The sequence below is a fragment of the Sphingomonas sp. Leaf257 genome, from assembly GCF_001422185.1.
Lineage (GTDB): Bacteria > Pseudomonadota > Alphaproteobacteria > Sphingomonadales > Sphingomonadaceae > Sphingomonas > Sphingomonas yabuuchiae.
Window position 1 is genome coordinate 30,744 of sequence record NZ_LMMH01000035.1, and the last position, 20,589, is coordinate 51,332.

At 66.8% G+C, this 20,589-nt stretch carries 21 protein-coding genes; 11 read left to right on the forward strand and 10 right to left on the reverse strand.

Annotation, left to right across the window (positions count from 1 at the left end; genetic code table 11):
* The first annotated feature begins 26 nt into the window (after window positions 1–26).
* Both ASF14_RS18225 and ASF14_RS18230 read left to right on the forward strand, forming a co-directional pair.
* Complete coding sequence (locus tag ASF14_RS18225) at window positions 27–1,466, forward strand: hypothetical protein (RefSeq protein WP_056438581.1); 1,440 nt, start codon at window positions 27–29, stop codon at window positions 1,464–1,466.
* A complete protein-coding gene (locus tag ASF14_RS18230; protein WP_056438584.1) occupies window positions 1,463–2,200 on the forward strand; it encodes a polysaccharide deacetylase family protein in 738 nt (245 codons plus the stop codon). Before ASF14_RS18225 ends, ASF14_RS18230 begins: the two co-directional genes overlap by 4 nt.
* Window position 2,201: 1 nt before the next feature.
* On the opposite strand, the gene ASF14_RS18235 is transcribed toward ASF14_RS18230, so the two are convergent.
* From ASF14_RS18235 to ASF14_RS18255, 5 genes are all read right to left on the reverse strand, one after another.
* Window positions 2,202–2,660: a hypothetical protein gene (locus tag ASF14_RS18235; RefSeq protein ID WP_156361307.1), complete on the reverse strand. Its 459-nt coding sequence runs from the start codon at window positions 2,658–2,660 to the stop codon at window positions 2,202–2,204.
* On the reverse strand, window positions 2,657–3,127 hold the full coding sequence (locus ASF14_RS18240) for a hypothetical protein (RefSeq protein ID WP_056438590.1): 471 nt from the start codon (window positions 3,125–3,127) through the stop codon (window positions 2,657–2,659). The genes ASF14_RS18235 and ASF14_RS18240 overlap by 4 nt, the downstream gene beginning before the upstream one ends.
* Before the next feature lie 68 nt (window positions 3,128–3,195).
* Window positions 3,196–4,380 (reverse strand): glycosyltransferase, encoded by a 1,185-nt coding sequence (locus ASF14_RS18245; RefSeq protein ID WP_056438594.1) that lies wholly within the window; start codon window positions 4,378–4,380, stop codon window positions 3,196–3,198.
* Window positions 4,381–4,390: 10 nt separating this feature from the next.
* Entirely contained in the window at window positions 4,391–4,915 is a 525-nt protein-coding gene (locus ASF14_RS18250; protein WP_056438597.1) for a DUF2141 domain-containing protein, read from the reverse strand.
* The gene (locus ASF14_RS18255) at window positions 4,912–5,880 is read right to left on the reverse strand and encodes a hypothetical protein (RefSeq protein ID WP_236697137.1); all 969 of its coding nucleotides are present in this window, start codon (window positions 5,878–5,880) and stop codon (window positions 4,912–4,914) included. The genes ASF14_RS18250 and ASF14_RS18255 overlap by 4 nt, the downstream gene beginning before the upstream one ends.
* A 213-nt stretch (window positions 5,881–6,093) precedes the next feature.
* Here ASF14_RS18255 and ASF14_RS18260 point away from each other — a divergent pair, with 213 nt between their 5' ends.
* The gene (locus ASF14_RS18260; RefSeq protein ID WP_056438601.1) at window positions 6,094–7,203 is read left to right on the forward strand and encodes a glycosyltransferase; all 1,110 of its coding nucleotides are present in this window, start codon (window positions 6,094–6,096) and stop codon (window positions 7,201–7,203) included.
* A gap of 12 nt (window positions 7,204–7,215) precedes the next feature.
* Here the strand turns inward: ASF14_RS18260 and ASF14_RS18265 are convergent, their stop codons facing one another.
* From ASF14_RS18265 to pyrE, 5 genes are all read right to left on the reverse strand, one after another.
* The gene (locus ASF14_RS18265; RefSeq protein WP_056438602.1) at window positions 7,216–8,301 is read right to left on the reverse strand and encodes an AI-2E family transporter; all 1,086 of its coding nucleotides are present in this window, start codon (window positions 8,299–8,301) and stop codon (window positions 7,216–7,218) included.
* Window positions 8,298–9,278, reverse strand: coding sequence for a signal peptidase I (gene lepB, locus ASF14_RS18270; RefSeq protein ID WP_056438605.1), 981 nt, complete (start codon window positions 9,276–9,278; stop codon window positions 8,298–8,300). The genes ASF14_RS18265 and lepB overlap by 4 nt, the downstream gene beginning before the upstream one ends.
* Window positions 9,275–9,685, reverse strand: coding sequence for a holo-ACP synthase (gene acpS, locus ASF14_RS18275; protein ID WP_056438608.1), 411 nt, complete (start codon window positions 9,683–9,685; stop codon window positions 9,275–9,277). Before acpS ends, lepB begins: the two co-directional genes overlap by 4 nt.
* Window positions 9,686–9,818: 133 nt before the next feature.
* Entirely contained in the window at window positions 9,819–10,547 is a 729-nt protein-coding gene (locus ASF14_RS18280; protein ID WP_056438611.1) for a pyridoxine 5'-phosphate synthase, read from the reverse strand.
* Window positions 10,544–11,128: an orotate phosphoribosyltransferase gene (gene pyrE / locus ASF14_RS18285; RefSeq protein WP_056438614.1), complete on the reverse strand. Its 585-nt coding sequence runs from the start codon at window positions 11,126–11,128 to the stop codon at window positions 10,544–10,546. The genes ASF14_RS18280 and pyrE overlap by 4 nt, the downstream gene beginning before the upstream one ends.
* Window positions 11,129–11,380: 252 nt before the next feature.
* Here pyrE and coxB point away from each other — a divergent pair, with 252 nt between their 5' ends.
* The 8 genes from coxB (at window position 11,381) to ASF14_RS18320 (ending at window position 20,587) form a co-directional block, all read left to right on the forward strand.
* On the forward strand, window positions 11,381–12,556 hold the full coding sequence (gene coxB / locus ASF14_RS18290; protein ID WP_056438617.1) for a cytochrome c oxidase subunit II: 1,176 nt from the start codon (window positions 11,381–11,383) through the stop codon (window positions 12,554–12,556).
* A 3-nt stretch (window positions 12,557–12,559) separates the two neighbouring features.
* The gene (ctaD, locus tag ASF14_RS18295) at window positions 12,560–14,233 is read left to right on the forward strand and encodes a cytochrome c oxidase subunit I (protein WP_056438620.1); all 1,674 of its coding nucleotides are present in this window, start codon (window positions 12,560–12,562) and stop codon (window positions 14,231–14,233) included.
* Between the two features lie 196 nt (window positions 14,234–14,429).
* Window positions 14,430–16,193, forward strand: coding sequence for a DUF1800 domain-containing protein (locus tag ASF14_RS18300; RefSeq protein ID WP_056438622.1), 1,764 nt, complete (start codon window positions 14,430–14,432; stop codon window positions 16,191–16,193).
* A 5-nt stretch (window positions 16,194–16,198) separates the two neighbouring features.
* Window positions 16,199–17,581, forward strand: a complete 1,383-nt coding sequence (locus ASF14_RS18305) for a DUF1501 domain-containing protein (RefSeq protein ID WP_330218802.1) — start codon at window positions 16,199–16,201, stop codon at window positions 17,579–17,581.
* Between the two features lie 161 nt (window positions 17,582–17,742).
* Window positions 17,743–18,807 carry an NAD(P)-dependent alcohol dehydrogenase gene (locus tag ASF14_RS18310; protein ID WP_056438628.1) on the forward strand — a complete coding sequence of 355 codons (1,065 nt, stop codon included), beginning with the start codon at window positions 17,743–17,745 and terminating at the stop codon, window positions 18,805–18,807.
* Window positions 18,808–19,017: 210 nt separating this feature from the next.
* Entirely contained in the window at window positions 19,018–19,917 is a 900-nt protein-coding gene (locus ASF14_RS18315) for a heme o synthase (protein WP_056438631.1), read from the forward strand.
* A complete protein-coding gene (locus ASF14_RS22445; protein WP_257575300.1) occupies window positions 19,914–20,048 on the forward strand; it encodes a hypothetical protein in 135 nt (44 codons plus the stop codon). The genes ASF14_RS18315 and ASF14_RS22445 overlap by 4 nt, the downstream gene beginning before the upstream one ends.
* The gene (locus ASF14_RS18320) at window positions 20,048–20,587 is read left to right on the forward strand and encodes a cytochrome c oxidase assembly protein (RefSeq protein WP_056438634.1); all 540 of its coding nucleotides are present in this window, start codon (window positions 20,048–20,050) and stop codon (window positions 20,585–20,587) included. The genes ASF14_RS22445 and ASF14_RS18320 overlap by 1 nt, the downstream gene beginning before the upstream one ends.
* The last annotated feature ends 2 nt before the right edge of the window (window positions 20,588–20,589 follow it).

The window sequence follows — 20,589 nt, forward strand, 5'->3', positions numbered from 1 at the left end:
GGGAGGAACATGATCGGACCTCTGCAATGTCGGTCACGCATAAGCCTTCAGCGAACCATTCTGGCACCCACCGCCTCCTGATCCTGCTCGCCGTCGCGATCCTCGCTCGCGCGCTGACCTTCGGCAATCCGGTCGTCCATGTGGACGAGGAGTTCTACTTCTTCACCGGCCATTCGATGTGGCAGGGCGCATGGCCGTTCGTCGATGTGTGGGACCGCAAGCCGATCGGGCTGTTCCTGCTCTATGCCATACCCGCCGCCTTCGGCTTTCCGGCGGGGATCTGGGCCTATCAGGCCATGGCATTGGCCAGCGTCGTCGCGACCGGCTGGCTGATCGCGCGCATGGCCGAGCGGCTCGGCTGGGGCGCAGGCGCGACGGCGGCGGGGATCGCCTATATTCTGTGGCTGGACCTGCTCGGCGGACAAGGGGGCCAGGCGCCGGTCTTCTACAATCTGCTGATGATGGGAGCGGCCTGGGCGATCCTCGAATCGGATCGGCGAGGGCTGCGCCGCCTGGGTCTTGCCGCAATGGCGCTGGTCGGCCTTGTCCTCCAGATCAAATATTCGGCAGTGGTCGAGGGGGTGGTCTTCGGCCTGTGGCTGCTGGTTGCGGAGTGGCGGCGGAGCCGGTCGCCTGTTGCCCTGATCCTTTATGGCCTCGCGCTGATGGTCGTGTCGCTATTGCCCACCGCGATGGCGGCGGGCGTCTATGCCGCGATCGGGCAGTGGGACGCGTTCCTCTACGCCAATTTCCTGTCGATCTTTCATCGCAACCCCGATCCGCTGGCAGAACTGGCGGGCAATCTGGGGCAGATGGTGTTGATCCTGTCGCCCATCGTCACGCTGGCAGTGCTCGGGCTGAAGCGAGCGGAGCGCGATCGGGAGCGGAATTTCCTGGCCGTCTGGCTGAGCGCGGCGATCATCGGGGTGCTGATATTCCGGCCTTGGTTCGACCATTACGGCCTGCCGATCCTGCTCCCCGCCTGTACGGCGGCGGCGGCGATGCTGGGGCGGGAAGCTTGGCGGCGGCGCTATACCCCTGCCCTGCTGCTGACCGTCGCGCTGGCGGGGCAGATCGTGCTGCTGTCCTTGCGCCACGAACGCGGGGACGCGACCGAGTTCGCCGCCCTGTCCCAGGCGGTCGGCAAGGGGCCGGGTTGCCTCTACGTCTATTCGGGCAGCACCATGCTCTATGTCGCGACCCAGCGCTGCGCCCTGTCGCGCTGGATCGTCCCTGCGCATCTCAGCCGCGCGCGCGAGGCCGGGGCGACCGGCGTCGACCAGGATGCCGAGATCGCCCGCATCCTCTCGCAACATCCCGCCGTCATCGTGATGCGCCCGCCCTATAATGGCGAGCGTCCCGAGGCCCATGCCCGCGTCCTGGCAGCGATGGCCGATGGCTATCGGCTGGCAGCGAAACTGCCGATGGGCAATGAGACGATCAGCGTCTATAAATCCACGCGATGAAACGCCTTCTCGCCTCGATCCATGACGTGTCCCCCCGGTTCGAGGGGGCGGTCGATGCGCTGTACGACCGGCTGTCGGGGCATCTGGGCGGCCCGCGCCTCGCCATGCTGGTCATTCCCGACCATTGGAACAGCGCGCCGATCGCACCCGGCACCCCCTTTGCCACGCGGCTGCGCAACTGGGCGGACATGGGAATCGAGATGTTCGTCCATGGCTGGTCGCATAAGGACGATATGGTTCACACCGACCAGAAGACCGCGCTGAAGGCCAAGCACATGACCGCGGGCGAAGGTGAGTTCGTCGGCCTGGACCGCGCCGAGGCGCTGCGCCGGATGCAACGCGGCACCGCGCTGATCGAGGATATCATCGGCCGCCGCGCGACCGGCTTCATCGCCCCCGCCTGGCTCTATTCGGACGAGGCGCGCCTGGCGCTGGGGGATGCAGGTTTCGGGCTGGCGGAGGATCATTTCCGGGTCTGGACGCCGACCGACGGCAAGGTCATCGCGCGTGGCCCCGTCGTCACCTGGGCCAGCCGTTCGCGCGGGCGGCAGTTGAGTTCGCTCGCCGCCGCCGCCGTGCTGCGTCACGGCCTGCGCCCGACCCCGGTCGCGCGCGTCGCGGTGCATCCGGGCGACAATGGCGTGCCCGCGCTGCTCGACAGCATCGACAAGACCTATGCGCGCCTTGCCCGTACCCATCGGCCGTCGCGCTACGCGGACCTGCTCGCCGCCTGAATCAGCGCGCCGCCAGCGCGTGCAGGTAGCGATGCCGCGCCTCCGACCCGCGCGGGTATTGCGAGAGCGCCTTCTGCTCGTCCGTGGTCAGCGTGAACTTGCGATAGCCCTTGCCCGTCAGGCACTGTTCGACGTCGCCGACCTGAATCGTCTGGAGCAGTCGCTTTTGCCGATCCGGCTGCGTGCGACGGACGGACAGCATCCAGTCGTCGCCGCCATCGGCGGGGCTGGGAAAATTCATCAGGCGATCCGCCGTCTCGAACCCCCGAATGAACCGCTTGGCCGGTTCGTCCTGAGAGACGTCGCGAAAATAGCCGATCTTGGCGCATTCGACCGAATCGGCGCGATACTGGTCATAGCGAATGCCCGGCTTGCCCCAGCTCTCGACCGGATCGCGCGAGGCCGCCGACACCGTGGCGGAACAGCCCAGCAGGGCCAGCGCGACCATTGCCCGCGTCAAGACGCTGCCTCCACGCGCGTGGCCAGTTGGTGCATATACCGATGCCGCGCCTCCGACCCGCGCGGGTAACGCTTCAACATCTTCACCTCGCCGCGCGACAGCTGGAAACGGGAATAGCCCTTGCCCGCCAGGCAGCGCTCGACATCGCCGACCTGGATTGCATGAAGCCGGCGCTTCTGTCGGTCGGGCTGGGTCCGTAGAATCGAATTGATCCAGTCGCTGGCATCACCGCCGCCGTTCAGGTTATTGTCCGCCGCCGTGAAGCCGGTGATGAACCGCTTTGCCGGTTCATCCTGCGATACGTCACGGAAATAGCCGATCTTGGCGCATTCGACCGAGTCGGCGCGATACTGGTCGAAGGTGACGCCGGGTTTGCCCCAGCTTTCGATCGGGGGACGGTCGGCCCCCTGCGCGGCGCCCGAAGACGCCAGCATGATGCCCATCACGACTGCGAAGCCACGACTCATCGACCGTCTCCCATGACATTTTTGTCATGATGACAGACTCACGGGCGGTGCGAAAGGTCCGTTCCGGCTTAGGCGACGGCCTGCAACTGCTCGCCCTCGTCGAGCAATTGCTGATAGCGCGCGATCAGCGCCTCGGCATGATCACGGTCGCTGAACACCTTGCCCGCCGCCACGCGCGCGGCGTTGCGCAGCACGCGCTGGTCGCGCGCCAGCAGCCGCTCGATCGCCTCGGCACAGGCCGCCCCGTCGCGCGCGCGGAAGGTCTCGGCGAACAGCGGGTTCGCCACCTCGGCACAGCCGCCATAATCGGGCACGACCAGCGGAAGGCCGGAGGCCAACGCTTCGGACGCCACCAGCCCGAACGTCTCGGTCTCGCAGCCATGGACCAGCGCGTCGCAGCTCGCCATGATCCGGGCGAGGCGCGGGCGGTCATAGACCGGGCGGAACAGGCGGATATGGGGGCTGCCCGCGATCCGCTTCTCCAGCGTCCGGCTGGCGACGCCGCCGCCGATCAGAATTAGGCCGACCGGCCGGGTCGAGGCCACGCGCTCGACCGCGTCGATGACCATCGGCCAGCGCTTTTCGGGATGATGCCGCCCCAGCCCCAGCAGCAGATGCGCGTCCTCAGGGAGAGCGCACTGCGCCAGCAGCGCGGCGCGCAGCCGTTCGTCGCGGTGGTCGGGCGAGAAGAAATGCCGCTCGATGCCCAGCGGAATGCCCTCGTCCACCCGCACGCCGCGCTTGCCCAGGCGCTTCACCAGCGCCGGGCCGTTGGACAGCACCAGGTCGTAATGGTCGAGAAAGCGGTTCATGTAGCGGCTGTACCAGCTGAACCAGTCCTCCACCCGCTCCTGCGCGACCAGGCCGTCCAGCCAGCGGACCGGGTAGGTGCCGACATTGTCGTTGTGCATGAAGAAGACCTTCTTCGCGCGCCCCTGCCAGCTGGCGACGAACCAGGCGGGCTTGGCGGGCGAGGAGACCTCCACGATGTCGGGGTCCAGCTCGTCGAGCAGCTGGCAGACCGGCGCGGAGTCCCAGAACATCCCGTAATTGGTGTCCAGGATCAAGCGCGGCGCCTTCACATAGATGATCTTGCCGCCGCCGGGGCGTTCCTCGACCCGGTCCTCGGTGCCCGGCGCGAGCACGATCAGCTCATGGCCCATCTCGGCCAGGATCGACATCTTGCGGTCGATATAGGTCCGCACGCCCCCGCCGGTGGGGGAGTAGAATTCGTTGACGTCGACGATGCGCATCGCCTGTTCCTTACTCCACCGGACCGAAACCGCCCAGCCCACGCAGATATTGGGCACGGATGGTCGTCGTCGCCACCCCGTTGGGCACGTCGATCAGCGCGGAGGCGAGCGGCGGCTTGCGGCGGCCAAGCTTCGTATTGGCCGGGAAGCCTGCGCCGTCGCTCCAGAAATTGAACTTGTTCTTGCCGTCACGGTCATGGGTGAACAGCAGGGCATAGCGGCCGGGGCGCGGCACGCGGATGCACAGCGCGATCGCGCCGCCTGCCGGGGTCGGCACCTGGACGCGGCGGAAGGTCTTGCCCGCGCTGACCAGCACGCTGTCGTCCTGGAGGAAATCCTCCTCGTTCGCGGGATAGAGTTCCAGCTTCAGATTGCCCTTGCGGTCCTTCAGCCCCTCGATCCGCGCCAGGATGGCGGGACCGCCGCCACTCGTGCACGCCGCCGCATCGCTGCCCAGCACCTGCGCGCCCGCCGCCTGCGGCATCATCGCCAGGCCGATCGTCGCCGCCATCATCATCTTCATCACGCGAATCATGCGCGTACCTTCCGAACCAGTGCCGCCACACCGAACCCCGCGATCAACACGACATGGACCAGCAGGGTCAGCGCCGCGGTGAAGGCGATCAGTTCGCTCAGTTCCTGATCCTGCCCGATCAACAGGATCGCGAAATTGGCGAAAAGAAGGTCCTTGTTGGGCACCAGCGGCAGGCGCGAGACGAGCAGCCGCGCCGCCGACAGGAACAGCCACATGCCCAGCGACACGCTCGGCATCCCATAATGCCACGCCAGTGCGACCAGCAGCGAATTGGCGATCAGGCGGGTGCAGTGGACCATGAAGACCCACCAGAGCGTCTTGCGATCGAGCGAAAAGACCCGCCGCGAAAAGATCAGGAAGGGCAGCGAGGTCGCCATGACGATCGCGATCGATCCCCAGACCAGCCGCAGCTGTTCCGGCGTCAGCAGTTCGCGCCCGACCGGCAGGGCCAGGCCGATCATGAGGAGGGTGATCGCATTGCCCGCAATGGCGGACAGAATGCCGACATCCTTGACCGCGCCGAAGGGGGCGGCGACCATCTTCGCATTCGCGCGCGCCCAGGCGTAGAAATAGGCCTCGCCCGAATAGCTGAACGCCACTTCGTTCGCGATCCGCTTGCGGATCAGCGCCGCCATGCCGCTGATCGGGATGCCCCACAGCCGCCGGAAGATGATATAATCGCCGATCGGCAGCGCCATGTAGAGGCCGACAAAGACGATGTAGAAGAGCGGGTTGGTCGGCACCGAATGGCTGAGGCCGACCAGACCGCGCCCAAGCAGTTCCTGCCCCAGCCCGACGATCATGGCGAGCGTCAGCACGCCGCCGATAATGGCGGGCCAGCGGCTCTTGACCGTCTTCAACGGCTCCAGCGCGGCCATGTCGCGCGCCACCGGGCCGCTCGCACCGCCGACGCCCTGCGCCGCTCCGGATACCGAGCCGCCAGGCAGGGCCTGTTGCGGGGTCATGGGATCATCTCGTTCATTCTGCACGTTATGGAGATTCCTCGGCGGCGTTCGCCGGTGGCGCCCGCTAACCTCAACACTGCTTTCTCGCACCTGAATAAGAATTCATCCTCTGTCGTGCGATTGTGTCGACCTTAGGGCTGAAATTGACATAATTCAGCGACAAGCGGCGATTAGCGCTCCCATTATAGACCCGCCCCATCTCCCACGGAGCCTATGCCCGCCGATCATATCCTGACCTATGCCTTGGCCATGCGCGGCGGCGTCGAAGCGGCGCTGGGGCGGATGCTGCCGGGCTGGCTGAACCGGGGACGGCGCGTCACGCTGATCCTGGGCGACGAGGACGGCCAGTTCCAGGGCGGCGTGCCGAGGGGTGTCGAGACGGTAACGCTGGGCCACCAACGCTATGCCGGGCTGTGCCGCGCATTGCCTTTAGCGATCGAGCGGGTGCGGCCCGATATCGTCTTCTGTCCGGGCAATCACTATACCGCCATGGCCGCGTGGACGCGGGCGCGGCTGGCCGGGTCCTGCCCGCCGATCGTCGCCAAGATGTCCAATGCGGTCGATCGCGGCGATCAGGCGGCGCTGATCGCCTGGGGCCAGCGGCAATGGCTGGCGGGGCACCGGCTGTTCCTGGACGCGCTGGTCGCGATGACCCCGGCGACCGCGCGCGAGGCGCAGGGCGCCACCGGGCTGTCGGTCGCGGTGATTCCCAATCCGCCGACATTGCTTGATCCCATGGCGGTTCCGCGCGCCACGACGCCGGGCCGCCGCATCCTGGGCGTCGGGCGGCTGGAGCCGCAGAAGCGCTGGGACCGGCTGATCACCGCGATGACCCATCTGCCCGACGATATCGGCCTGACCATATTGGGCGAGGGCAGCCTGCGCCCCGCCCTGACCGCGCAGATCGAGATACTGGGCCTGTCGCACCGGGTTTCGCTGCCCGGCCACAGCGCCAACGCACCTGCCGCGATGGCGGCGGCGCAGGTCGTTGCCCTGCCCTCCGACTATGAAGGCGTGCCCGGCGTGCTGCGCGAGGCGCTGGCGGTCGGCACGCCCGTGGTCAGCACCGATTCGAGCCCGGCGGTGCATGAGATCGTGTCCGATCGCTCGCTGGGCACCATCGTCCCGCGCGAGGATCTGAGCGCCCTGGTCGCGGCGCTGCGCCACTGGCTCGATCCCGTGGCACCGCGTCCCGAACCCGTCCCGCAACCCGGGCAGGATTCGGCCGAGCGTTATCTGGCGCTGTTCGACTCGATCGTCGCCGCCCGTGCCCGCCGCGGGCTGGGCGAAACGGGGCCGCTGGAACCCGTGCTCGCCGGGTAGAGCGGCCGGAGCTTACTGAATATCGGCCTCGGCGCGGGCCGTGTCCTTGTCCTGTTCCGCCTCACGCTCCGAGCGGCGCTGGAGCGCGGACTTGGCCATGGCGGTCATCGGATCGGCCAGCGCCAGCCCGAGGATACCAAACAACGCACTCGCCATGATCTGGGTCGACAGGGTCAGCGCGGGCGGCAGGTCGACGGTGCGCTTGGCGACCATCGGCACCACGACATAGCCGTCGAAGGTCTGCACGACCAGATAGGTGCCGATCGCCCAGAAGCCCGCATCGCTACCGGCCGAAAAGCCGACCGCGATCATCAGCGCGCCGGTGATGATGGCCCCGATATTGGGGATGAAGGCCAGGATGCCCGCGATGATGCCCAGCAGCAACGCCATCGGCACGCCGCCGATCATGAGCGCGATGCCGGTCAGCACCCCCTCCACCGCCATGCCCAGCAGACGCCCGGCGAGCAGGCGGCGCAGCGTGAACATCACGCGCCCTTGCGTGATCGCGAATTCGGCGCGGGCGGCACGCGGCACGAACCATTGCAGGCCGCGCGCATAGCCTTCGGGGTCCATCGCCAGGAACAGGCCGATGATCAGGATCATGAACATCGTCGTCACCGCGCCCACGGCGGTGCCGACCCAGGAGGTCAGCTTGCCGATCGACCCCATCGACTGTTTCAGCAGGCCGTTGATATCCGACGTGCCGGGCATCAGCCCCTGCGACGACAGCCAGCCGGTCACCTTGCCCGCCTGCGTCTCCAGCGTGGAGCGGAGCTGGGTCACCTGCTGCGTCATCTCGACACCGGTCAGGTAGAAGGTGCCGAGCAGGAAGACGATCACCGCCAGCACGACGATCAGCAACCGCCAGCCGCGTCCGATCGGCAACACCCGACCGAGCAGTCGCACGCCACCGTCAAGCAGCGTGGCAAAGACCAGCCCGGCAAAGATCACCAGCAGCGGCTGGACCAGCAGCACCGTCACCGCCATCGCGGCGATCAGCCCCAGCCAGATCGCCGCGCGGGTCAGCTCCCGCCGGACAAAGCCTTCCCGGAACTCGATCGGCGCCGGGCGGTCGGTCAGCGGGGCCTGGTCGCTCATGGCGTGGCGCCGTCGCCGGTCTTGACGGTGGTCGGGTGCAGCGAGAGGCCCGCCCGGCCCGACCGCAGCGAGGTCCACCAGGTGACGGGGTTCAGCGTCGTGTCGCCGTCCAGGCTGAAGGTCACGAACTCGGCCCGGCCGCCGATATTCTCATAGGGCACCGCCCCGCCCAGCCCCAGCTCGGCCAGCGAGAAGCGGCTGTCGGCCGAACGGTCGCGATTGTCGCCCATCAGGAAGACATGATCGGCCGGGATGGTGATGGCGGGATAATTGTCGCCCGGGCTCCACCCCATTTCGACCGTGTCGTAACGGCGGCCATTGGGCAGCGTCTCAGTCACGATCGGCAGGTGGCAGACCCATTGGCCGTTCGCGGTGCGGACGCGCGCCTGATCGCCATAGTCGGTGCACGGGCTGTTCGTATCGATGGGGATGTCGATATAATGGATCGGCCCGCGCTGAACCGGCTTGCCGTTCAGGATCACCGTGCCGTCGCGCACCGCCAGCGTATCGCCGGGCAGGCCGATCACCCGCTTGATATAGTCGTTATGCGTGCCCGGCGGGGTAACGATCACGACGTCGCCGCGCTTGGGCAGCGAGCCGAAGACCCGGCCATGGATGAAGGGCAGCTGATAGCTCCAGCTCGCCTCGGGTTGGCGCAGCACCACCGACTTAAAGATCGCGACCGGGTTGGGAATGGTCGGCGAGATATAGGACCAGCCATAGGCGAACTTGCTGACGACCAGCCGGTCGCCGACGCGCAGGCCCGGCAGCATGGATTCGGAGGGGATGTAGAAGGGCTTGGCGATGAAGCTGTGGAAGCCCAGCACGATCAGCAGCAGCCAGAACAGCCCCTTGACCTCGGCCCACCAGTCGGTGCCCTTCTTCCTGGCGGGCGGCGTCTGCGCAGGTGGCGGCGGCGCGCTCACCGTCGGATCGGCGGGTGAGCCTGGGTTCGTGTCCAACACCGCGTCCTTCATGCGGAAACTTCCGGTCGTGCCTCGATCACGACAAAGGCCTGCGCCCAGGGGTGATCGTCGGTCATGGTCAAGTGGATATGGGCGACGTGGCCCTCCGGCGTCATCGCGTCAAGCCGTTCGCGCGCGCCGCCGGTCAAAGAGAGGGTCGGCGCACCGCCGGGCAGGTTCACGACGCCGATGTCGCGCATGAACACACCCTGCGAGAAACCCGTGCCGACCGCCTTGGAAAAGGCCTCCTTGGCGGCGAAGCGCTTGGCGTAGGTGCCCGCGCGGGTGAAGGGGCGTTTGGCCGCCTTGGCCTGCTCGATATCGGTGAAACAGCGCGCCTCGAACCGGCCGCCATGCCGATCCAGCGCGGCCTGGATACGCTCGATATTGCAGAGGTCGGAGCCGAGACCGATAATCATGCAATCCTCCCCGGCACGGAGAGGGGGACCGCCGCGAAGCGGTGGTGGAGGGGGCTCACCACCATATGAGTCCTTTGGGGCGCTCCCCCTCCACCAGCCTGCGGCTGGTCCCCCTCCCCGTGCCGGGGAGGATTCACCGGGCCAGGTCCATCGCGGCGCGCATCTTGCGCACCACTTCGGGCAGGCCGACGAACACCGCGTCGGCGATCAGGAAATGGCCGATGTTCAGCTCGCGCACCTGCGGGATCGCCGCGATGGGGGCGACATTGTGATAGGTCAGCCCGTGACCGGCATGAACCTCGATCCCGTTCTTCGCCGCCAGCGCCGCCGCGTCCGACAAGCGGCGCAGTTCCGCGCTGCGCGCCTCGCCGTCCAGCTCGGCATAACGGCCGGTGTGCAGCTCGACCACCGGCACGCCCAGATGCAGCGCCGCCTCGATCTGGCGCGGATCGGGTTCGATGAACAAGGAAACCCGGATACCCGCCTCACCCAGCTTCGCCACCATGGGCGCCAGCCATTCGCGCTGCCCGGCGGCGTCGAGGCCGCCTTCGGTCGTCCGCTCCTCGCGCTTTTCCGGCACGATGCAGGCGGCGTGCGGGCGGTGCTTCAGCGCGATGGCGAGCATTTCCTCGGTCGCCGCCATCTCCAGGTTCAGCGGCACGGTGAGGTCCGCAGACAGCCGCGCGATGTCGTCGTCGGTGATGTGCCGCCGGTCCTCGCGCAAATGCGCGGTGATGCCGTCCGCACCCGCTTCTGCCGCGATCAGCGCCGCCTTGACCGGATCGGGGTAGCCCGCGCCGCGCGCATTCCGCACGGTCGCGACATGGTCGATATTGACGCCCAGGCGCAGATGCTCGGTCATGCCGCCGCGCGGCTCCCCGGCTTGATCGCGGGGATCGCGGCCAGTTCGGGCGGCAGATCGTCGGGGCTGTAGCTCGGCACGTCCAGCCGGATCAGCGGGAAGAAGGGCACGCCCAGATCGGCGGCGCCGTTCGAGCGGTCGACCAGCGAGGCGGCGGCAATCGTCTCGCCCCCTTCGCGCGCGATGGCGGCGATCGCCTCGCGGCTGGACAGGCCGGTCGTGACCACGTCTTCCATCATCAGCACCTTCTGCCCTGGCTCCAGGCGGAAGCCGCGGCGCAGGTGGAAGGTTCCCTCGGGCCGCTCCAGGAACATGCCCGGCACACCCAGCGCACGCGCCATTTCATGGCCGACGATGACGCCCCCCATGGCGGGGGCGACGACGGCGCTGATCTGCGCCTTGATGTCGGCCGGGATCTTCGCGGCCACCGCCTCGCACAGACGGGCGGCGCGGGCCGGGTCCATCAGGACGCGCGCGCATTGCAGATAGCGCGGGCTGCGCAGGCCGGAGGAGAGGATGAAATGCCCTTCGAGCAGCGCCTCGGCGGCACGGAACTCGGCAAGGACGTCTTCATCGGTCATGGGGGCAACTCCGGCATCGGTCAGATGACCCGGCCTCATAGGATCGCCCCGCCCCCCGCGCAATCTGGCATATGCGCTCAAGGGTTGAGGGGGCGAAGTCCCGTGCTATAGTCCCCCTAACAAAAACGACATGAGGCCCCGCCCCAGGACCGTCGGACGACCGATGGACGGGTGAGGGAGATGGGAGACGAGAGCGGGATGAGCGAGGTCAAGCGCATGTCCGGACCCCGGAGGATGAGGATGCCCAAACGCATGAACGCGCTCGCGATCGCCGCCGGGATGGGATGCGCCGCGCTGTCGGGTGTCGCCTTCGCGACTCCGGCCGCGCCCCCTGCGACCCAGACCGCCGCCCCCGCGCCGCAGGCCGCCGCCGAGGGGGCGGGCGTCTCCAACACCGCGCCGACCAGCGCCGCGGCCCCCGCCACCGCCGCGCCGACCAGCCCGCTGCTGGCGCAGGACGGCGCGCCCGCGACGACGATCGATCCCAATGTCGGCCTGCCGATCGACGGCCGCTTCGGCCTTCAGCCGCAGGTAACGAAGAACGGCGAGTTCGCGCATTGGATGCACAACGACGTGTTGGTGCCGGTCATCACCGCGATCTGCGTGCTCGTCCTGCTGCTGCTCGCCTGGGTCGTGTTCCGCTATCGCCGCGCCGCCAACCCGGTGCCATCCAAGACAAGCCACAACACGCTGGTCGAGGTGTTGTGGACGCTGGGGCCGGTCGTGGTCCTCGTGCTGATCGCCATCCCCTCGATCGGCCTGCTCCAGGCGCAGTTCAAGCCCGCGCCCGCCGGTGCCGTCACGCTGAAGGCGATCGGCAACCAATGGTACTGGACCTATCAGTATCCGGATCATGGCGGGATCGAGATCACCGCCAACATGCTGAAGGAAAAGGATCAGGTCGCGCCGGGCGAGCGTGCGCGCACCGATGCCGACGGCCCCCGCCTGCTGGCGGTGGACAATCGCATCGTCCTGCCCGTCGGCGTGCCGATCCGCCTGATCACCACGTCGAACGACGTCATCCACAGCTGGGCGATCCCGGCCTTCTGGATGAAGCTGGACGCGGTGCCCGGCCGGTTGAACGAGACGAGCTTCACCATCGAGAAGCCGGGCCTGTATTTCGGCCAGTGCTCGGAACTGTGCGGCGCACGCCATGCCTTCATGCCGATCGCGGTGCAGGCCGTGCCCCCGGCGCAGTTCGCCGCCTGGGTCGCGGCCAAGGGCGGCAAGATGCCGGGTTCGGTCGCGCCGTCGGCGGCGGTCATCCCGCAGCCGGGTGCCGAGGGTTCGAAGGTCGAAGCCACCCAGGCCAATGCGGCCGAGGCGGTCACCGGTCCGGCCGACAACATGGCCACCCCCGCCCAGTCCCCTTCTTCCGCGCAGGGCGCCACCGGGAATCCGGCCGGCCCCGGCAACGCTGGACAATAAGCCATGACCGACACCGCACTTCACCCCGGATCGGCATTCGTCGGTCATGAGGATCATCACCACGCGCACCATGACGCCGACCACAAGCCCGGCTTCTTCGCGCGCTGGTTCCTGTCGACCAACCACAAGGATATCGGCACGCTCTATCTGATCTTCGCGATCGTGGCGGGGATCATCGGCGGCGGCATCTCCGGCCTGATGCGCGCCGAGCTGCGCGAGCCGGGCATCCAGTATCTGGGTATCTGGGCGGGGATGCTCCACGGCGGCGCGCAGAGCCTCGACCAGTCGCTCCACCTGTGGAACGTGCTGATCACCGCGCATGGCCTGATCATGGTGTTCTTCATGGTCATGCCCGCGATGATCGGCGGGTTCGGCAACTGGTTCGTGCCGATCATGATCGGCGCGCCCGACATGGCCTTCCCGCGCATGAACAACGTGTCCTTCTGGCTGCTGATCCCGGCCTTCACCCTGCTGCTCGCCTCGCCCTTCTTCGGGTCGGGCGCGGGCGTGGGCTGGACCGCCTATGCCCCGCTATCGACCTTCGGCGAGCCGGGTCCATCGGTCGACATGGCCATCCTGTCGCTCCACCTCGCGGGTGCCTCGTCGATCCTGGGGGCGATCAACTTCATCACCACCATCTTCAACATGCGCGCGCCGGGCATGACGCTGCACAAGATGCCGCTGTTCGTCTGGTCGGTCCTGGTAACCGCCTTCCTGCTGCTGCTCTCGCTGCCGGTGCTGGCCGCCGCGATCACCATGCTGCTGACCGATCGCAACTTCGGCACGACCTTCTTCGACCCCGCCGGGGGCGGTGACCCGATCCTGTACCAGCATCTCTTCTGGTTCTTCGGCCACCCCGAAGTGTACATCATGATCCTGCCGGGCTTCGGCATCGTCAGCCAGATCATCGCGACCTTCAGCCGCAAGCCGGTCTTCGGCTATCTCGGCATGGCCTATGCCATGGTCGCGATCGGCGTGGTCGGCTTCGTCGTATGGGCGCACCACATGTTCGCCACCGGCCTGTCGGTGAACACGAAGATGTACTTCACCGCAGCGACGATGATCATCGCGGTGCCCACCGGCATCAAGATCTTCTCTTGGATCGCGACCATGTGGGGCGGTTCGCTGTCGTTCAAGACGCCGATGGTCTGGGCGATCGGCTTCATCTTCATGTTCACCGTCGGCGGCGTGACCGGCGTCGTGCTGGCGAATGGCGGCATCGACGATTACATGCACGACACCTATTATGTCGTGGCGCACTTCCACTACGTCCTGTCGCTGGGCGCGGTCTTCGCGCTGTTCGCGGGCTTCTATTACTGGTTCCCCAAGATGTCGGGGAAGATGTATAGCGAGCTGCTCGGCCAGCTGCATTTCTGGGTGTTCTTCGCGGGTGTGAACCTGTTGTTCTTCCCGATGCACTTCCTGGGGCTTCAGGGCATGCCGCGCCGCTATCCGGACTATCCGGATGCCTTTGCGCTGTGGAACAAGGTTGCGACGCATGGCTATGAGATCATGGCCGCCGGCATGGCGATCTTCTTCATCAACCTGATCTGGTCGCTGATCGCGGGCAAACCCGCAGGCGACAATCCCTGGGGCGAAGGCGCGACGACGCTGGAATGGACGTTGTCCAGTCCGCCGCCCTATCACCAGTTCGAGACGCTGCCGCGCATCGACTGATCCCGGCCACCCCATCCAGAAAGGGCCTCGGAGCGTTGCTCCGGGGCCTTTTTCATTGCGATTTCGCAATGACACGCAGTGGGCTCGACTCATCGTGATATGCGACGAAGCGCGGAACCATTTCACGCTTTGTTATCCAACTTCGCGGCATTTTCCGCTGGTCCGCAGACAGGCGGGCCTAGCGGGATTTCGAGACATGACGGGGTGGGACGAGCGGGACGCGTCGCCGATGGCGGCCACCGCCACCGAGGGGACGGCCGCGCCTGCGATACCGGGCGAGACGAACGGCGTCCTGGCGCGCGCGGGAAAGGGCAGCGCATTGTTGCCGCTGGTCGCGCTGGCCGCGTGCGGCGGCGGTGGCACGGGCGGGGGCACGACGAGCGCCACCCCCGCCGGCAATGCCGGTACGCCGACCGATACATCCAGCTCCGCCCCCATCGTCGTCGTCACCGCGCCGCCCACCGCCACCGAGGCCAGCCGCTTCCTGGCGCAGGCGACGATGGGCGCCACCCGCAGCACCATCGATGCCGTCGTCTCGCGCGGTTATGACGGTTGGCTGACCGACCAGTTCGCCCTGCCCCGCGCGACCAGCCACTGGGACTGGCTAACCGCGAACGGCTTCGACTCGGCCAAGATGAATTCGATCAACGGCTTCGACCCGTCCATGTGGCGGCAGATGATCGTCGAGCCCGACCAGCTGCGCCAGCGGGTCGGCATGGCGCTGCTCGACATCCTGGTCGTCGGCATCGACCAGTCCAGCGATACGTGGCGCGCCTATGCGATGGGGGCCTATGTCGATCTTCTGCTCGACAACGCCTTCGGCAATTACCGCGATCTGCTGGGCGCAGTGACGACCAGCTATGCGATGGGCAATTTCCTGACCTATCTCTACAATCGCAAGGCCAACCCGACCACCGGCACCCAGCCCGACGAGAATTACGCGCGCGAGCTGATGCAGCTGTTCACCCTGGGCGTCAGCCAGTTGAACATGGACGGCACGCCCAAGCTGAATGGCGGCCAGACGATCGACACCTATGGCCAGGCCGATGTGACCGGGCTGGCGCGCGTCTTCACCGGCCTGGTCCCGACTAGCACCGACAGCAACACCCCCGCCCGCCTGCGCCAGCCTTTGGTGATGAACGCCTCGCTCAACGAAACCGGCGCCTCAACCTTTCTGGGCACCACGGTCAGCGGCGGCGGCATGGCCGCGATCTCGGCCGCGCTGGACGCGATCTTCGCGCATCCCAATGTGCCGCCCTTCATTGCGAAACAGCTGATCCAGCGGCTGGTGACCAGCAACCCCTCGCCCGGCTATGTCACCCGCGTCGCCACCAAGTTCGCCGATAACGGCCAGGGCGTGCGCGGCGACATGAAGGCGGTGATCCGTGCCATCCTGCTCGACAGCGAGGCACGCACCCTGCCGACCGCCGCCACCGCGGGCAAGCTGCGCGAACCCGTGCTGCGCCTGACCGGCTGGGCGCGGGCGTTCAAGGCGGCCTCGCCCTCCAACGCCTGGCCGATCGGCGATACGACCAATCCGGCGAACCGGCTGGGCCAGGCCAAGGGGCACAGCCCCTCGGTCTTCAACTTCTACCGCCCCGGCTATACCCCGCCCGGCACCAACCTGGCGAGCAGCGGCCTGGTCGCGCCCGAGTTCCAGATCACCAACGAACAGAGCGTCGTCGGTTATGTGAACTTCATGTACGGCCTGATCGCCAACGGCATCGGGGATGTGAAGGCCGATTACACCGACATCCTGACGCTGGCGGCGGACAGCAAGGCGCTGCTCGACGAGGTCAATCTGGTCCTCGCCGCCGGGCAATTGTCCGCCACCACCCTGGCCTCGATCCGCGCGGCGGTGGACAGCGTGTCCGCCACCGCCGCCAATGGCCCGATCAACCGCGTCGGCATCGCGATCCTGCTGACGATGGCCTCCCCCGATTACCTGACCCTGCGGTGATGAGCATGATGCAAGATCAATCCAGACGCGCTTTCCTGAAGCGCAGCGCGCTGCTCGGCCTGGCCGGGACCGCCACCCCCTTCGTCTCCAGCCTGGCCGCGATCGGCGAGGCCGCCGCCGCCACCGCGTCCGACTATAAGGCGCTGGTGTGCGTGTTCCTCTATGGCGGCAACGACTATGCCAACACGCTGGTCCCGTATGACGAAGGAAGCTTTGCCGCCTACCGCACGGCGCGCGCCAATATCGGCTATCAGCGCGACGTGCTGGCGGGGACCGTGCTGAACCCGACGGTCGCCCTGCCCGATGGCCGTGCCTATGCGCTGTCGCCGAGCATGCCGGAGATGAGCCAGTTGTTCGCCGCCGGAAAGATGGCGGTCGCGCTGAACGTCGGCACGCTGGTCGAACCGACGACCAAGAGCCAGTATCAGCGCCGCACCGTGCAACTGCCGCCCAAGCTGTTCAGCCACAATGATCAGCAGAGCTTCTTCCAGGCGTCCAGCCCGGAGGGTGCGGGCAGCGGCTGGGGCGGGCGGATCGGCGACGTGTTCCAGAACGGCAACGGCAATGCCGCGCTGACCTGCATCAACACCAGCGGCAATGCGGTGTACCTGACCGGGCGCAACGCCATCCAATATTCGGTCGGCACCGGCGGCCCGATCGCCCTGCTGAACAGCAGCCGCACGCTGTACGGATCGTCGACCGCGCTCGACACGCTGCGCGCGCTGATGACGACCGAGACCGGCCTTGCCATGGCCAACGAACATGCGCGGATCAGCAAGCGGTCGCTCGACATCCAGGCCCAGTTGAGCAGCGCGCTGGCCGGGGCACCCGCCACCAATTTCCCGCTCTTCCCCTCGAACAACACGCTCGCCGACCAGCTGAAGATGGTCGCCCGCATGATCGCGGTGAACCAGACGCTGGGCCTGAAGCGGCAGGTGTTCTTCGTGTCGATGGGCGGGTTCGACCTGCACGACAATCTGGTTGCGCAGCATCCGGGTCTGCTCGCCAAGATCTCCTCGGCGATGAAGGCCTTTTACGACACCACCGCCGCGATGGGCGTCGCCAACCAGGTGACGAGCTTCACCGCATCGGACTTCGGTCGCACGCTCCAGTCGAACGACGACGGGTCGGACCATGGCTGGGGCGGCATGCACTTCATCGTCGGCGGCGCGGTTCGGGGGCAGCGTTTCTATGGCAAGGCGCCGATCGTCGGCACCAACACCAATGACGATGTCGGCCAGGGCCGCCTGATCCCCACCATGTCGGTCGATCAATATGCCGCGACCCTGGCCAGCTGGTTCGGGATCGATTCCGGCGGCTTGCGGACCGTGTTGCCCAATATCGGCAACTATGACTCCTCGACCTGGAATCAGGGGTTCATGGGATAGGCCGAGCGCCTTGTAATAATATAACATATTGATTTGAGGCAATTCTCCGATCATCGCCAATCGGAAAACTTAACCCTCGGATCGTCTGGCACCGAACCGCGCGGCCCCCATATGGGCGGCCGCGCCCGTCCGGTCGCGATACAGATTCCAGAGGAGCTTCCATGCCCACTCCCGCCAAGGGTTATGCCGCCCAGTCGGCCGAAACCCCGCTCGCCCCCTTCTCCTTCGAGCGTCGCGACCCGCAGGGCGACGATGTCGCGATCGACATCCTTTATTGCGGCGTCTGCCATTCCGACCTGCACACCGCGCGCGGCGAATGGGCGGGCACCCAATATCCGTGCGTGCCGGGGCATGAGATCGTCGGCCGCGTGACCGCCGTCGGCGGCGACGTGACCCGGTACAAGGTCGGCGATCTGGTCGGTGTCGGCTGCATGGTCGACAGCTGCGGCCACTGCCCGTCCTGCCATGACGGCGAAGAGCAATATTGCGAGACGACCGGCTTCGTCGGCACCTATAACGGCCCCGATCCCGTGCTGGGCGGCCATACCTTTGGCGGCTATTCCGACCATATCGTGGTCAAGCAAGGCTTCGTCCTGAAGATCAACCATGACGAGGCCGATCTGGCTGCCGTCGCGCCGCTGCTCTGCGCGGGCATCACCACCTATTCGCCGCTGCGCCACTGGAAGGTCGGGCCGGGCCAGAAGGTCGGCATCGTCGGCCTCGGCGGTCTGGGCCATATGGGCGTGAAGATCGCCGCCGCCATGGGGGCAGAGGTGTACGTCTTCTCGACCTCGCCCAACAAGGCCGAGGATGCCAAGCGGCTGGGTGCCAAGGGCCTGATCGTGTCGAAGGACGAGGCGCAGATGGCAGAGCATGCCAACAGCTTCGACTTCATCCTGAACACCGTCGCGGCCCCGCACAATCTCGACGCGTTCCTGATGCTGCTGAAACGCGACGGCACGATGACGCTGGTCGGCGTGCCCGATTCGCCGCACCCCTCGCCCTCGGTCGGCAACCTCGTCTTCCGCCGCCGTTCGCTGGCAGGCTCGCTGATCGGCGGCATCGCCGAGACGCAGGAGATGCTCGATTTCTGTCATGAGCATGGCCTGACCGCCGACATCGAGATGATCGCGATGGACGAGGTCAACACCGCCTATGACCGGATGCAGAAGAGCGATGTTAAGTATCGCTTCGTCATCGACATGGCGACATTGAAGCAGGACTGACCTTCATGAGTCTCACGCCCCTCCCSCAGGCGGGAGGGGATGGGGGAGGGAAAGCCACGGGCGTTGGTCTCGGTGAGACATCCCGCCCTCCCCCCGGCCCCCTCCCGCCTGCCGAGGCGAATTTGGTCGCGTTCAGTAGCCCCGGCGAGACGGTGGTCGCCGACGGATTGTCCCACAGGATCGCATAGCGCACCTATATGCGGGGCTCCCATGTCCAGCATTCCCTCCTCCGTCTTCGTTCCCGCCGACTGGCGCGACTTCCTGGCGCTCACCAAGCCGCGGGTGATGACGCTGGTGGTGTTCACCGGCCTGTGCGGGATGCTGGCGGCCCCTGTCGGCGTCGATCCGGTCATCGGCTTCACCGCCATATTGTGCATCGCGCTAGGCGCGGGCGCGGCGGGGGCGCTGAACCAATGGTATGAGGCGGACCTCGACGCGCTGATGAAGCGCACCGCCAAGCGGCCGTTGCCCGCCGGGCGCATGACCCGCGAATCGGCGCTGCATTTCGGCGTGGGGCTCGCCTGTTTCTCGGTTCTGCTGATGGGGCTGGCGGTCAATTATGTCGCCGCCGGAATCCTGACCGTCTCGATCCTGTTCTATGTGCTGGTCTACACCGTCTGGCTGAAGCGGCGGACGCCGCAGAATATCGTCATCGGCGGGGCGGCGGGCGCGTTTCCGCCGTTGATCGGCTGGGCCGCCGCGACGGGTGAAGTCGCGCTCCTCCCCTTCCTGCTGTTCAGCCTGGTCTTCCTGTGGACGCCGCCCCATTTCTGGGCGCTGGCCCTCTTCGTGAAGACCGATTACGCCAATGCGGGCGTGCCGATGCTGCCCGTGGTGGCGGGCGAGCGGGTGACGCGCGCGCAGATCGGCCTCTACACCATCCCGATGGCGATCGCCGCCGTTGCGCCCTGGCCGCTGGGGCTGACGGGTTCGATCTATGGCGTGATCGCGACCGCCGGAACGGCGCTGTTCGCCGCCTATGCCGCCATCGTCGCCTTCCGCCATACCCGGCCCGAGGATTCGATGAAGCCCGAGAAGCGGCTGTTCAAATATTCGATTCTCTATCTTTTCCTTCTCTTTGGCGCGCTGGTGGTGGATCGTTGGGCATGACGCCTGACGATTCGAATCGGATTCGCGCCAAGCAGCGCGCCCGCGCCACCGCCATGGCCCTGCTGCTCGGCTTTCTGGTGGTGCTGATCTTCTTCATCACCCTGTCGAAAATCCGGTCGGGCATGCACTGATGCGACTGACGCGCCAGGGTCGGACGGTTGCGCTGGCGATCTTCGGCGTGGTGTTCATGACCGGCCTCGCCTTTGCCAGCGTGCCGCTCTACCGCATGTTCTGCCAGGTGACGGGTTATCAGGGTACGACCCAGCGGGGTGCCCGCGCACCCGGCAGTGTCCACCGCCAGATCACCGTCAATTTCGACGCCAATGTCTCCTCGCGCCTCGCCTGGACTTTCAAGCCCGAGAACCCGCATGAGACCGTCGATATCGGCGCGCGCGACATGGTGTTCTTCACCGCTACCAATAACGCAAAAGTGCCGGTCACCGGCACCGCGACGTTCAACGTCACCCCCGATCAGGCGGGGCGCTATTTTACCAAGATCCAGTGCTTCTGCTTCACCCAGCAGACGCTGAAACCCGGCGAGACGGCGCGGATGCCGGTCATCTTCTTCATCGACCCGAAGATCCTGAACGACCCCGACGCGCGCGACATCGAGACCATCACCCTGTCCTACACATTTTACCCGGTGGATTCGGCGAAGAAAGCGGGTTAGCC